Genomic DNA, 12743 nt, shown 5'->3' on the forward strand with positions numbered 1-12743 from the left:
CGCCAAACAAAGCTATTGTTAAGCGCATGCGCTGTTTGTCTCTGGAGACGTGCGATGAAAAGTAACCTGATATTCCTGCTGTTGCTGGTTATGACGAATGCTGCCCAGGCAAACAGCGTCGCCGGTGTCCCGTCATTCGCGGTGGAGTGCCCCGGTAATTTTCTCGTCCAGGCGGATCAAGACGGGCCGGTGCTGATCAACAACAAGGAAGCCGATACCAAAGCCATCAATGATCGCCGCTTCGAAGCCAAGGGGTCCGGCATCACGCTGTCCATCGTCCTCGCTGATGACGACTCGGTGGCAGTGTCCTCCACCGGCAAGGCGCCCAATGGGGTGTGCCAGTCAGTCGATGACTGACAGCATCAAAATAATGAAGGCGTTTGTAATGGCGTCAGTGAGATCGCCATCGCCGATACGAGCGCGTTTAGGAGGATCGTACTTCTTGAGAGCTATCGTCGAACCGACTTGAACCTGGAGGTGGGCGGGCTCATCGGGTGCCTCGTTTGCGTTTGAGATTCTTCAGCTCTTCGATAGAGCCTGGATGCGAGGGCTTGAAAAGTTTCATCACCGGGGTGAGCTCATCGAGCGCCGTAGCCAGCAGAATCATGGATTCAAGCGTAATCGAGCCAGAATGCTCAAAGCGCTTGATGGAAGACTCCGAAACTCCGGATTGCTCCGCCAGGGTTTTACGAGAAAGGTTTTTGGCTAAGCACAATGACTCGGCGTTCTTTCCCAGTTCGCGAGCGATTTCCGCAGGAGAGTATAGAAAATGCATGAGCTACACTGTCCACTCCAAATGCTATTGGTCATAATTGACCCACGGTAGCATCTAAACGTTAATTAATGGTCATATCTGACCATTAATTAAAACGCACGCACCAAGGACGGGACGTGCGTTAAATAACGCTCAAACCTCAGCGTTTAACCGCCAAATCAGTCTGGGTCATGCGACTGCGAATCGTGAACACACCATCTCCCGAGAGAATCGCGCTACGGGCAAACAGTCGCCCGCTCTCCCAGTTCGAAAGCCCCAGTTCCGGCTTGTTCAACGCGTACTGCCCGTCGACCCAACGGGTGATGCCGTTGCCGACAAAGGGCGCGTTGACCGCGTTGTAGAAATGTTCATGGGCCTCGGCATTTTCGCTGATCAACGACACGGTGAATTGCGGGCTGTAGCGATTGAACAAGGCAATTGCTGTGTCCAGGTCGTCGACGATTTTCAGGCTGACTTCCGGGGTTTCTTCCCATTCCCACTCGCGGCCTAATTGATCCTCGGGCAACGGCTCGGCCAACGCTTCAGTTTGATAACCTTCAGCGCGGCAGACGTCGACCGTCGCGTGTCGCCAGTCGAAAGGCAGATACGTTTCGCTGCCCTCCACGATGTGCAACTTGCAGCCCTCGTCCCGTGCCGCGCCAGCCTTTTTCAAGGCGTGCAGAAACAGCGGCACCAGTTCGGCGGCGCGGTCGCGGTGAATCAGACAAACGTTCAGGGTGTTGCAGACTTTGCGGTCCAGGGAATTGCGCACGACGGCGGCAAACCGCGTGGCGTCGGCGTCCTTGTCGGCGATCAGCCAGGCGCCACCGGTGCCATGCAGACTGACGGCGGTGCCGGCCTGTTGGGCGATGCTGCCCAGTTGGCTGACGGCACGCCCCGAACCACGAGCCACCGCCAGCGACAGGCGCCGGTCGGCGAACATCGCCCAACCGGCGGCGTGATTGACACTTTCCACTAGCGACACCGCGCCCTCCGGTAATCCGGCGTCATTCAAGGCCGGGTTCAACGCGTGGGTGACGATGGCTTGCGCCGTGCCCAAGGCATCGCTGCCAATACGCAGCACGGCGGTGTTGCCGGTACGCAGCACGCCCGCGGCGTCGGCAAAGACGTTAGGCCGGCCTTCAAAAACGAAGGCGACGATGCCCAGGGGCGACACCACCTGCTCGACTTTCCAGCCGTCATGCTCGACGCAACTGATCACCTTGCCGCGCGAGGCTGACGCATCGCGCCAGGCCCTGAGGCCCGCGATCATGTCGCGGCGCATGCGATCATCAGCCAGTAACCGTGTGGTCGAGCGTCCTCGCGATTTGGCCCATTCGATGTCGGCGAGGTTGGCAGCCTCGATCAAGTCCCAGCAGTCCTGATTTTCAAGGCGCTGGGCAAAGAAGTCGAAGAACGCGCTGATCGCCTGGTCGGAAACGGCGGACATCGCCGTAAACGCTGCTTCGGCCCGCTCGATCGCTACTGCCGCCGCTTTCTGGTCCGCGACCGGAATCAACAACAACTCACCGCTGACCTGCTCCACCAGAAGGTGGTCCCCGGGCTGAAAACGCAAAGCCAGTTCGGGGCTGACCACGGTGACGCGGTTACCAGCGAAAGGGATTGGCGTGCCAGCGACTAGACGTTCGAGCGCAAGAGACATGAAGCGGTTTCACCATGCAAGGGGCGGTCAGAAAATGTATAGGAAAATCCATGGAGCGTCATTAACCCTGCCACCGGTATGCCTTAAAACACCGACCAGCCAATCCGCTGGCTCAGCAGTTCCAGCGCCGCCATGCCCGCGAGGGAGTTACCGGCCGTGTTCAGCTCCGGCGACCAGACGCACACCGTGAACTGCCCCGGCACCACCGCGACGATCCCGCCGCCCACGCCGCTCTTGCCCGGCAAACCGACGCGATAGGCGAAGTTTCCGGCCTCGTCGTAAAGGCCGCTGGTGGCCATGATCGAGTTGACTTGCTGGGTCTGGCGGGCGCTGAGGATCTGCTCGCCGCTGTGCTTGCAAAAGCCATCGTTGGCGAGGAAGCAGAATGCCCGGGCCAGGTCCACGCAGTTCATGCGCAAAGCGCAATGACTGAAATAACTGCGCAAGACCGCTTCGACGTCATTGTGAAAATTGCCGAAAGATTGCATCAGGTAGGCCATGGCGGCGTTGCGCGCACGGTGCTGGTATTCGGAGTCGGCGACCTTGCCGTCCACCATGACTTGCGGGTTGCCCGACAGGCGCCGGACGAAATCGCGCATCGACAAGGCCGGTGCGGCAAAACGCGACTGGTTGATGTCGCAAATGACCAGCGCGCCGGCATTGATAAACGGATTGCGCGGGCGCCCGCGCTCGAACTCCAGTTGCACCAGCGAGTTGAACGGCTGGCCGGAAGGTTCGTGTCCCAGTCGCTGCCAGATGGCTTCGCCAGAATGGTCGATGGCCTGCACCAGGCTGAACACTTTGGAAATACTTTGCACCGAGAACGGCGTGTGGGCGTCGCCGGCGCAAAACAGTTCGCCATCGTTGCCATACACGGCAATACCCAACTGATGGGCAGGCACGGTGCCGAGGGCAGGAATGTAATCAGCCACCTTGCCCTGACCGATCAGTGGACGAACTGCGTCAAGAATCTCGTTCAACAGCGCTTGCATGCCGGGTTCCGAAGTCTCGCCCCATGGGATTGCGGGGACACTGACGCTAGACGCTGTCGGTCAGCAGCGGATCACAGTTTTGTAAAATCTGGCTGGGATGAAGCCAACCCCCAAAACACCACTGCCCCCTGTGGGAGCGAGCTTGCTCGCGATAGCGGTGTGTCAGGCAACATCAATATCGACTGTTAGTCCGCTATCGCGAGCAAGCTCGCTCCCACAAGGGATCGCCGGTTACGTATCAGAGTGTGTACAGCCCCGCCGTTGACACACCCCGCCCCTAAAACCCCGCCCCCGCGACACACCGCAGATACACCCGATTGATGAAATGTGCCTGTCGATTGGCCAAGCCGATCAAAGCGCTCAACTCACTCAATGCTACGGAGTATCACCATGTTCAAACTCTCGACTTCTTCCCTGACCCTCGGCCTGATCATCGCGGGCGGTCTGGCTCTGTCCAACGTCGCGTCGGCTTCCGAGTCCGAAGCATTCAGCATGAAACAACTGGCCCACGGCTACAGCCAGGTCCAGGCCGACACTGCGGAAAAACCGGCTGAAGGCAAGTGCGGCGAAGGCAAATGCGGCGCCAGCGAGTAACCCTGCCTGGGGCCGCAGGGCCCCGCATCCTGACTGAACGGAGACCACGTCCATGAACGCTGCAATCTCGTCGGCCGTGAAAGGCCTGCACCTGAACCTTGATCGTGCCGGTCGCTGGCTCGCCCCCCTGACCTTAAGGGTGTTCATCGCCTGGGAATTTTTCGAGTCCGGCCTGGAAAAGTGGAATGGCGAAAACTGGTTTGCCGACATCCAGGAACGCTTCCCCTTTCCGTTCGACCATGTGCCGGCCACGCTGAACTGGGGACTGTCGATGTGGGCCGAACTCATTTGCGCTATCGCCATTCTCGTCGGGCTGGGCACACGGATTTCCGCCATCGTGTTGATCGTCGTGACCGTCGTGGCGACCGCTGCCGTTCACTGGCCGGCCGATTGGTCTACATTGAGTGAGCTTGCCCAGGGTTATGCCATCAGCAACAAGGGGCACGGCAACTTCAAGCTGCCGCTGATCTACCTCGCCGCCCTGATGCCGCTATTGCTCTCGGGTGCCGGCAAGCTCAGCCTCGATGCGTTGCTGGCTCGATTCTTCTGGCGTCGCAACAATCGCTGAAATGTTAACGTGGCAAGCTGCACCTCCCACCTCACTTGCGTAGACAGGAGCCACCATGAGCGTGACCACCCAATGGATCGAGATTGACAGCGCCGAAGGTAAATTCGACGCTTACCTGGCCATTCCGCATACCCAAAAGGGCCCGGGGATCGTGCTGATCCAGGAGATCTTCGGCGTCAACGAACATATCCGCTCCGTCGCCGAACAGTACGCCGCCGACGGCTACCTGGTGATAGCGCCGGACCTGTTCTGGCGCAGCGGCCACCGTATCGAACTGACCTACGATGAAGCCGGCTGGAAACGCGCCGTCGAACTGATGAATGCCACCGACGTCGACAAGGCGCAGAAGGACATCGAACTGGCCATTGATGTTCTGAAAGCCCAGCCGGGCCTGGACGGCGGGATCGCTTCCATCGGTTACTGCTTTGGCGGCCTGCTTTCGTACCACACCGCCGCCAACGGGCTGGTGGACGTGGCCATCGCCTATTACGGTGGCGGCATCCAGAACCAACTGGACCGGGCCGATGAAATCGAAGTGCCGCTGCTGATGCATTTCGGTGAACAGGACAGCCACATTCCGCTGGAAGCCGTCGAAAAAATCGCCGAGCGCTTCGACAACAACGATAACGTGGAAATCGTCGTGTATCCGGAAGCCGAACATGGCTTCAACTGCTCGCATCGCGACAGCTACAACCAGCGTGCAGCGGCCGAGGCCCATGGCAATACGTTGATCTTTCTGGGTATGGAACTGTAAGGCCGATGCCCACGAAAAAGGCACCTTCATCCGACGATGAAGGTGCCTTTTTTGTTCGTGGCGAGTCGCGATGAACGATCAATGCCTGGTCATTAACCCATGCAACACACCGAACCGCAAACCCGGCTCGGAAGGTGTCATGTGCGAAACGCCAAAGACCTTGAACGCCGCCAGCATCAGCACCAGTCCGCCGGGCAGGATGCTCAGGCGATGGCTTTGCAAACCGGCAAGTCTGAGCTGTTTGACGTGCCCCACTTCCAGCAGGCGCAATGACAGGCGCAACAGGCCGCTGTAGGTGATACCGCTTTGGCCATCGTCGTTCAAGCCGTTGGCCTTGAGGACTTTTGCCAGCATCCGTGCGGTGCCTGAAGAACCGATGACCTGCTGCCAACCCAGCGTGCGATAACGGCGCGCCACGCGCTCGAACTGGAGTGTGGCGACACGCTCAGCCTCCAGCAGTGCCGGGGCCGTGATGCGGCCACCTTGAAAGTAACGCGCGCCAAAGGTGCCGCTGCCGATGGCGATGCTCTCGGTCAACAGCGGTTGAGCGCCCTGCCCCAGAATCAATTCCGTGGAGCCGCCACCGATGTCGATCACCAGTCGCTTGCGCTCGGTGCCGGGAACCGTATGGGCCACACCGGCGTAGACCAGCCGGGCTTCTTCATGCCCGGAAATCACATCAATCCGGAATCCCAGATGCCGCTCCGCGCTGGCCAGAAACAGCTGGGCATTGTCGGCTTCGCGCACTGCACTGGTAGCCACCGCCCGAACGCGCCCGGGCTCGAAGCCACGCAGCTTTTTGCCAAAGCGCGCGAGTGCCTGCCATCCGCGATCCAGCGCCATTTCGTCCAGCGCGCCGCCCTGAAACCCCTCCGCCAACCGAACCGGCTCACGTAGGGTCTTTACTTCCTGGATCACCAGTTGCTGGTTCCGTTTGACCGACTGGCCGATCATCATGCGAAACGCGTTGGAGCCCAGGTCAATGGCTGCAAACAGGGGGGCGTCTCCTTTCATGGAGTTATTCCTTGCAAAATTCATCTGTCAGCAGACCCGGGTCCGCTGAACGCTCAAGACGGTTTGCAAGAATTTTTACATGGGTTCGATGACACCCGGATGACACCCGCTACCGAGCGTCCCCACCCTTGGGCTTATAAAAGAGAAACATGCTGGTCTCGGTGGTCTTGATGTACTTCCTCGCCCAATCGGGTTTCACATGGCGGTCGTGAAAATATATCGCCCCGTTGGTTCGATCGTTGAGCTGCTTGTTGAGTGCCTTGCGCGCGATTTCCTTGGCGATCGCGTATTGGGTTTCTTCCTGGACCTGATCGGAACGCCCGTCACACCACCAGGAAAACTGGCAGTTCTTCGTTTCAGAACCCTGTTTGACCACCGCGCACACCGTGTCCGGAAAGCCTTCATGCCCCAGGCGATTCATGACTACACTGGCGACAGCTTCCATGTCGGCGGACGATTTGCCTTTGGCTTCCCAGTAGATCGAGCGCGCCAGGCAGGTGATTGCATCGTCGAGCGGTGACGCTCCGGCCGGATCGACCGCCTGCACTTCGGAGGTGGTGATGGCTTCGGATTTTGGCACCGGTGCATCGGCGCCCTTTTCCGCTGCTTTTTGTTCAAGGACCTCGGCTTTGTTTTCGGCCACTTCCTTTTTTTGTTCCTGTTCGGTCGCCGATGCCTGGCCGCCGAGTAGCGTGATCGCAAAGCAGGCTGCTATCCAAATAAATCGCATGATCGACCCTTCTTGGTGGACTGGATTCAAGCAACATAATGTCGGCGCACAACGCGTCTTCCGGGCGACATGGCTTGATTGTAGTTGCCAGATTTCATTCCGACAGACGGCCAACGAACTGTATTTCGATGCGAAAAGGCATTGCGCTCACGGGGGTGAAATCGCGCATCATGGGCGCAGTCAGATCAAGGAGATTTCCATGCGTGTCCTGTCATCCGTTTTGCGTCTTGCCACGTTGTCATTGGGTATGTTGTTCGCTGCGAAGGCGCTGGCGGTCGACGAGAAACAACTGATCGATTCGATCAACGACTACCGCAGTCAGATGCAGCGTTGCGCGGGCCAGGTATCGGCAGAACTGCCGCCGCTGGCGGGTGATCCACGTTTAGCGCTGTCCCCCACCAACCTTGGCAATCTGCAGCAGGCCATGGTGACCGCGGGTTATCCCATGAAGAACGTGCAGGCGATCAGCCTGTCCGGGCCGCGTGATGTGCCCTCGGCGATGAAAGCGATTCAGGAAAGCTTTTGCCAGATCGTGCTGGACCCGCAATTTGTCGATATCGGTGTAACCCGCCAGGACCGTGAGTGGCGCATCGTGCTGGCCCGCCCGCTGTTGAGCGCACGGTTGGGCGATTGGCAGGCCGAAGGCCAGAAATTGCTGGCCGAGCTCAACGTCGCACGCGGTCGGCCGCGCCAATGCGGCACACAATCCTTTGCCGCCGCCACGCCGCTGACCTGGAACGCTACCCTGGCCACGGCGGCCGAAGTCCACTCGCGGTCGATGGCCAACAACAACTATTTCGATCACAAGGACCGCGATGGCCGAACGCCGGGGGATCGGGCAGAACTGGCGGGTTACAGCGGCCAGCAGACTGGCGAGAACATCGCCGCCGGGCAAGACACCGTGCGCAAGGTGGTCGATGGCTGGGTCGCCAGCCCCGGTCACTGCGCCAACCTGATGAACCCGCAGTACCAGGAGTTGGGTGCGGCGTATGCGGTGGATCCAAAGAGCGATTCGGGGATTTACTGGACGGTGATGTTTGGTACGCCGTGAGCCTCCGGGAATTCACGCAGTTTGTCCGCCGTGGTGACGGCGGTCATCTGCGAACCACTATCAATCAGCGCCTGCTCGCAACCTGAACCACACCCTCTCAAAACCAGTCCTTACTCACGCCACCCGCTCGATCGTATCCGCAGTGGTTTTCTTCTTCCCCCTGTTCCAGCGCATCAAGACAATTCGAACCCCCTTGCTCCAGGCATAACCCACCCCGACGCCACCGACTATGGCGATGACGACCGCGAGGGCCGGCAGATCAACGATGTGGCGGGCAAGGGACCGGAATTGAAAATGCGTCAAATAGATGTACAGCGTTGACGAGGCTATTAACGCAAGCCCTCGCGCGATGATACCTGGCACAGGAATGGACTTGATCCAGATCACCGCGAGAACGGCAGGCAGGGCGATATCGATATACCCCCTCGCTTCCCCCCCGAAGATGACTTGAAGATCCTGCCCGCCCAGCAAAATGACGGTCACCGCACTGGCAACCCACTTCTGGACGTTTGAGTTGGCGTAATGAATGGCCATTCCGAGCACCATGATCGAAATAGTGTGTTGCGGCACTCTTTCATAGAGTGCCGTAGCATCAAACAAATACGCATTAATCAGAACATCAGCTATCGCCAATAGGCAGGACGCAATGATCAGATTCATAAACGGGTTTGACATGATCGTTTTTCTGACTCGCTCGAACGAGAGGGCGAATCCAATGATTATTATCATTTGCAGAAGAACTTCGATGTACCAATACGTAAAAACGCCTACTTCACTTTCTGAAAACCAATTTGAAACGAGCAACACCGTCTGCCAATGAATCCTGTCGAAGAGGAATTGAACCAACATGGCGTACAGTATGGTAGGTATCGCGATACTGACAATGGACTTTCCAAGTGTACGCACGTTACCACGCTCGATGATGGCTTGAAGTTGAAACCTTGCCAGACTGATGCCGGAGACGATAAACAACACCTTCGTCTCGCCTGCAATCACCCACTTTGAAAAAACATCAAGATGCCCGATAACAATAAAAAGAATGGACATGACGCGTAGAAGGACAGGAACTTCCATTGCCCGCAGTGAAAACCTGGACGAGTTGGCTTTATGGGTCAGCTCACACAAATCGCGTACCGGTATCATTTCCCATTGATCCGGGAGATGGCCACTCAGGTCTTCGAGTGCCATGGAAGCTTGTACGAACGAGAGCGAATCCCCACCCAGCTCAACGAACGACAAATTTGAATCTATGCGCGGGACTTCGAGTATTTCCGACCATGCGGCCACCAGCTTCAGTGTCAGCGGCGAGAGGGACTGGCCCAACTCCGGCGACGTTACATCCGTTTCAATCGAGGGCAACGCGCGCTTATCAATCTTTCCGTTCGGCGTCAGTGGAATGGCCTCCAGAAAAACGAACAACGCCGGGACCATATAGTCGGGGAGCTCCCTACTGACATGGTCACGCAGTTCAATTGATGAAACCGGCGCTGTCGCAACGCAGTAGGCAACCAGCCTGGCGAGCGACGTGTCATGGTTGGCGAGCACCACGCACTGCTTGATGCGGGGATGCCGTGAAAGTGCGCCCTCGATTTCCGTCAGTTCGATTCGATGGCCACGAATCTTGACCTGGCTGTCGCCCCGCCCCAGGAAACTGACACTGCCATCTGAAAGATAGGTGCCAAGATCGCCGGTTTTGTAACAAATGTCGTGCTCGACATTCGTAAATGGATTCACCACAAACTTTTCTCTGGTTTGCGAGGTGTCGTTCCAGTAGCCCAACGATAAATAAGGGCTGCGTATCAGTATTTCTCCGACATCGCCTTCACTGACCAACTGATTGGAGCCATTTACGACCAGCAGTTGTGCGCCTTCGATCCCTTTGCCCAGCGGAATTTTTACATTGGCGGCTTCCGGATCCAGATGATGGTACGCCATGGCCTGCGGTGTTTCCGTCGTGCCGTAAAAGTTGACGCTGACGGCATTCCTGGCGATCACGCATATTTGTTTGTAAAGCGTATTACTTAATGCATCTCCGCCCCAGAACAGATAGCGCAAGGCGTTGAATTCAAGCCCTTTAAGTTTCGCTCCCGTTTCAATCAGTTTCCCCAACGGGGGCGTCAGATGAATGATGGATAGGCCATTTTGATGTATCCACGTCGCCAACGCTGAAGGATCTATGACGATTGATTGCGCCGGAATAATAACTTTCGCGCCAATGGACAGCGGCGTAAATACGTCCCTGTAGACAGGGTCATGACCAAGTCCGGACAGTAAGGAAAAATGATCGTCTTTCGATAACGAATGACACTGGGTATGCCATTCAATGAAGTGAACCAAAGGCGCGTGGTGAGTCACAATCCCTTTCGGCTCACCGGTGCTGCCCGAGGTGAAAGTGACATAGGCCGGATCGGCCGGATTGACTTCAGGCAAGCTCGTTTGATCACAGGCGAACGCCCGCAGCGCATCGGTGGGACTTTCCGGTATTTGAACGATTCGAGGATTTGACTCAAGGCGCTCAAGCTGGAGTTCGACCGTCGCCTCGCCGCACACCAGCACAAAAGAGGGCTCAAGCGCCCGAATGATTTGACTTACACGCGCTGGCGGGTAGGCGACATCGGCCACCGTGAACATCAATCCGGCACGCGACACACCGAGCATTGCATAGACCAGACCCGCACAGCGACTCGAAACAAGAACAACCCGGTCGGATGGTTTAGCGCCATCCCTGATCAGGAAGGACGCAATGCCCCGGCTTATTTCCTCAAGTTGTCGATAGCTGCACATCGCATCTTGAGAGATGACAGCGATTGCATCAGGTGAACAGCTCGCCTGCTGCAAGAAGTCCATGAATATCGGGCGTTCGGCACAGTATTCCAGACTGAGCGTTGGGTCTGGGCGAAGTTCGTGCATTTATCCGTATGCTCCGCAGTTGACGACGAATGCATGAACGTTAGTGCAGAGTGGCCGGTGGCGCCGATAATTTTAAGGGCAACGAAGGCCGGTCCGGTGCAATCAATATCCGGCGATCACCAAGGCAAGAAGCCGAATGCCTTCATGAATTTCCTGCACCGTCAGGCCCGCGTAGCCCAATATGAGCCCTGCCGGTCGCTCGACCGCTGTCGATTCGGGGCGGGCAAACAGCGGCGAAAGCGGGTAAACCCCAACCCCGCATTCAAGCGCGGCTGCCTGCAACGAGGGCTCATCCTGAGCACGAAATCCCGGCAACAGCAGCACGCCATGCAGACCCGCCGCCATGCCCACCAGTTGCCCTTGCCCCACCAGGTGCTGTTCAACGGCATCCAGCAGCGCTCTTCGCCGCCGTTCGTTCTCTCGACGCAGACGGCGAACGTGGCGTTCATACATACCACTTTCGATCAACGAGGCCAGCACGTTTTGTTCCCAGCGCGGTGAGTGACGATCCGTCAGCCGTTTGGCTTCGCGGAAAACGTTAATCAACTCGCGCGGAAGAACCAGATAACCCAGTCTGAGTTGTGGCGACAGAGCCTTTGAGAACGTTCCGACATAAATCACGCGCGCCTGCGTGTCCATGGATTGCAGCGCATCGATGGGACGCTGGCTATAACGAAACTCGCCGCCGTAGTCATCCTCGATGATCCACGCACGTTGTCGGCTCGCCCACCTCAGCAGTTCCAGGCGCCGTGCAACGGGAATCACCGCGCCCATGGGAAACTGGTGCGATGGCGTCACATAGGCCAACCGCACGCTGTCTTCTTCAGGCAGCCCGCTGGTATCCAGCCCGGAGGCGTCGACGGGGGTTGGCAACGCCATCGCACCCGTGGCCTCAAAGCAGTATCTCGCCATGCGGTAGCCCGGTTCTTCGAAGACAAAGGTGTCCCCCGGGTTCAGCAAAAGCCGCGCGCACAGGTCGAGCCCCTGTTGCGAGCCATGCACCACGAGGATCTGGTCCGCATCGCAGGTCAGACCTCGCGCACGTCGCAGATACCCTTGAAGCGCGTTGCGCAAACGCTCTTCCCCTTGGGGCTGGCCGTAATAATGGTTGGGCTGACGCTTGACCAGTTCGGCGCGGTACGCGCGCTGCCAGCCCAAAGCAGGAAAATCTCTCGAGGCGACCGAACCGTATTTGAAGTCGATACGGGCAAGCGGTGTCGTCATGGCGTATGGCTTCAAAGCGGCGACACGCTGTCCGTACAGGGAAAGCGCGGGCGGCAAACTCTTCTTCGGCGCCGAGTCCGCTTGGACCGGCCCCGTCGGGATAGGCCTCACGACGCCTACCCGGGCGGCCTTTCCTGCCGATGTCACGACAAAGCCCTCGGCGGCCAGCTGCTCGTAGGCCGCCGTCACCGTGGTGCGTGACACGCCGAGCTCGGCCGCCAGTGCGCGGGTCGATACAAGCTTCGCGCCTGGTGCGAGCGTGCCGTCCTCTATTTGCGCGCGGAGCCTGGCGTAGATACGGCGTTCCGCGCCGCGTGCGGCTGCATCCGGGTTTGTTGAAAACTGGCCCATGGGAAAACCTCAAAACTGGCACTTTTTATCGGGCAGGTCGTGATTGAGATTATGGGTTCTCATCATTGTGAGTGAAATCCCCCATGTGTCCGCACCCGGGTCCAGCTCAAAAGGGTTTTCAGGCCGATAAACATTGGG

General features: G+C 58.1%; 12 protein-coding genes. 5 read left to right on the forward strand and 7 right to left on the reverse strand.

Annotated features, from left to right (window positions below):
• Nucleotides 1-54: 54 nt before the first annotated feature.
• Nucleotides 55-357 carry a hypothetical protein gene (locus ACYZT9_RS15320; RefSeq protein WP_462006272.1) on the forward strand — a complete coding sequence of 101 codons (303 nt, stop codon included), beginning with the start codon at nucleotides 55-57 and terminating at the stop codon, nucleotides 355-357.
• A gap of 130 nt (nucleotides 358-487) precedes the next feature.
• On the opposite strand, the gene ACYZT9_RS15325 is transcribed toward ACYZT9_RS15320, so the two are convergent.
• The 3 genes from ACYZT9_RS15325 to glsB all read right to left on the reverse strand — a co-directional run bounded on the left by ACYZT9_RS15325 (nucleotide 488) and on the right by glsB (nucleotide 3409).
• Nucleotides 488-775, reverse strand: coding sequence for a helix-turn-helix domain-containing protein (locus ACYZT9_RS15325; RefSeq protein ID WP_462006273.1), 288 nt, complete (start codon nucleotides 773-775; stop codon nucleotides 488-490).
• A gap of 139 nt (nucleotides 776-914) precedes the next feature.
• Nucleotides 915-2417 carry an aldehyde dehydrogenase family protein gene (locus ACYZT9_RS15330; RefSeq protein WP_462006274.1) on the reverse strand — a complete coding sequence of 501 codons (1503 nt, stop codon included), beginning with the start codon at nucleotides 2415-2417 and terminating at the stop codon, nucleotides 915-917.
• 83 nt (nucleotides 2418-2500) lie between these two features.
• Nucleotides 2501-3409, reverse strand: a complete 909-nt coding sequence (glsB, locus tag ACYZT9_RS15335; RefSeq protein WP_462006275.1) for a glutaminase B — start codon at nucleotides 3407-3409, stop codon at nucleotides 2501-2503.
• A 390-nt stretch (nucleotides 3410-3799) separates the two neighbouring features.
• On the opposite strand from glsB, the gene ACYZT9_RS15340 reads away from it, so the two are divergent.
• From ACYZT9_RS15340 to ACYZT9_RS15350, 3 genes are read left to right on the forward strand one after another with little or no spacing between them, the layout of a single operon-like run.
• Nucleotides 3800-4003, forward strand: a complete 204-nt coding sequence (locus tag ACYZT9_RS15340) for an HvfA family oxazolone/thioamide-modified RiPP metallophore (protein WP_046048963.1) — start codon at nucleotides 3800-3802, stop codon at nucleotides 4001-4003.
• 52 nt (nucleotides 4004-4055) lie between these two features.
• Complete coding sequence (locus ACYZT9_RS15345) at nucleotides 4056-4571, forward strand: HvfX family Cu-binding RiPP maturation protein (RefSeq protein ID WP_462006276.1); 516 nt, start codon at nucleotides 4056-4058, stop codon at nucleotides 4569-4571.
• A gap of 55 nt (nucleotides 4572-4626) precedes the next feature.
• On the forward strand, nucleotides 4627-5325 hold the full coding sequence (locus ACYZT9_RS15350) for a dienelactone hydrolase family protein (protein WP_462006277.1): 699 nt from the start codon (nucleotides 4627-4629) through the stop codon (nucleotides 5323-5325).
• 78 nt (nucleotides 5326-5403) lie between these two features.
• Here the strand turns inward: ACYZT9_RS15350 and ACYZT9_RS15355 are convergent, their stop codons facing one another.
• Together ACYZT9_RS15355 and ACYZT9_RS15360 are read right to left on the reverse strand one after the other, a co-directional pair.
• The gene (locus ACYZT9_RS15355) at nucleotides 5404-6339 is read right to left on the reverse strand and encodes a Ppx/GppA phosphatase family protein (protein ID WP_462006278.1); all 936 of its coding nucleotides are present in this window, start codon (nucleotides 6337-6339) and stop codon (nucleotides 5404-5406) included.
• Between the two features lie 109 nt (nucleotides 6340-6448).
• Nucleotides 6449-7069, reverse strand: coding sequence for a cell wall hydrolase (locus ACYZT9_RS15360; protein ID WP_462010229.1), 621 nt, complete (start codon nucleotides 7067-7069; stop codon nucleotides 6449-6451).
• 199 nt (nucleotides 7070-7268) lie between these two features.
• Here ACYZT9_RS15360 and ACYZT9_RS15365 point away from each other — a divergent pair, with 199 nt between their 5' ends.
• Entirely contained in the window at nucleotides 7269-8120 is an 852-nt protein-coding gene (locus tag ACYZT9_RS15365) for a CAP domain-containing protein (RefSeq protein WP_462006279.1), read from the forward strand.
• A gap of 114 nt (nucleotides 8121-8234) precedes the next feature.
• On the opposite strand, the gene ACYZT9_RS15370 is transcribed toward ACYZT9_RS15365, so the two are convergent.
• Both ACYZT9_RS15370 and pdxR read right to left on the reverse strand, forming a co-directional pair.
• Nucleotides 8235-11030, reverse strand: a complete 2796-nt coding sequence (locus tag ACYZT9_RS15370) for an amino acid adenylation domain-containing protein (RefSeq protein ID WP_462006280.1) — start codon at nucleotides 11028-11030, stop codon at nucleotides 8235-8237.
• 102 nt (nucleotides 11031-11132) lie between these two features.
• Nucleotides 11133-12605 (reverse strand): MocR-like pyridoxine biosynthesis transcription factor PdxR, encoded by a 1473-nt coding sequence (pdxR, locus tag ACYZT9_RS15375; RefSeq protein WP_462006281.1) that lies wholly within the window; start codon nucleotides 12603-12605, stop codon nucleotides 11133-11135.
• Nucleotides 12606-12743 lie beyond the last annotated feature (138 nt).

The sequence above is a fragment of the Pseudomonas sp. ZT5P21 genome (assembly GCF_054897785.1).

Coding starts and splice junctions, on each gene's coding strand:
- ACYZT9_RS15370 (WP_462006280.1), bottom strand. CDS start 11,030: ATGCACGAACTTCGCCCAGACCCAACGCTCAGTCTGGAATACTGTGCC.
- ACYZT9_RS15360 (WP_462010229.1), bottom strand. CDS start 7,069: ATGCGATTTATTTGGATAGCAGCCTGCTTTGCGATCACGCTACTCGGC.
- ACYZT9_RS15320 (WP_462006272.1), top strand. CDS start 55: ATGAAAAGTAACCTGATATTCCTGCTGTTGCTGGTTATGACGAATGCT.
- pdxR (WP_462006281.1), bottom strand. CDS start 12,605: ATGGGCCAGTTTTCAACAAACCCGGATGCAGCCGCACGCGGCGCGGAA.
- glsB (WP_462006275.1), bottom strand. CDS start 3,409: ATGCAAGCGCTGTTGAACGAGATTCTTGACGCAGTTCGTCCACTGATC.
- ACYZT9_RS15350 (WP_462006277.1), top strand. CDS start 4,627: ATGAGCGTGACCACCCAATGGATCGAGATTGACAGCGCCGAAGGTAAA.
- ACYZT9_RS15365 (WP_462006279.1), top strand. CDS start 7,269: ATGCGTGTCCTGTCATCCGTTTTGCGTCTTGCCACGTTGTCATTGGGT.
- ACYZT9_RS15330 (WP_462006274.1), bottom strand. CDS start 2,417: ATGTCTCTTGCGCTCGAACGTCTAGTCGCTGGCACGCCAATCCCTTTC.
- ACYZT9_RS15325 (WP_462006273.1), bottom strand. CDS start 775: ATGCATTTTCTATACTCTCCTGCGGAAATCGCTCGCGAACTGGGAAAG.
- ACYZT9_RS15355 (WP_462006278.1), bottom strand. CDS start 6,339: ATGAAAGGAGACGCCCCCCTGTTTGCAGCCATTGACCTGGGCTCCAAC.
- ACYZT9_RS15340 (WP_046048963.1), top strand. CDS start 3,800: ATGTTCAAACTCTCGACTTCTTCCCTGACCCTCGGCCTGATCATCGCG.
- ACYZT9_RS15345 (WP_462006276.1), top strand. CDS start 4,056: ATGAACGCTGCAATCTCGTCGGCCGTGAAAGGCCTGCACCTGAACCTT.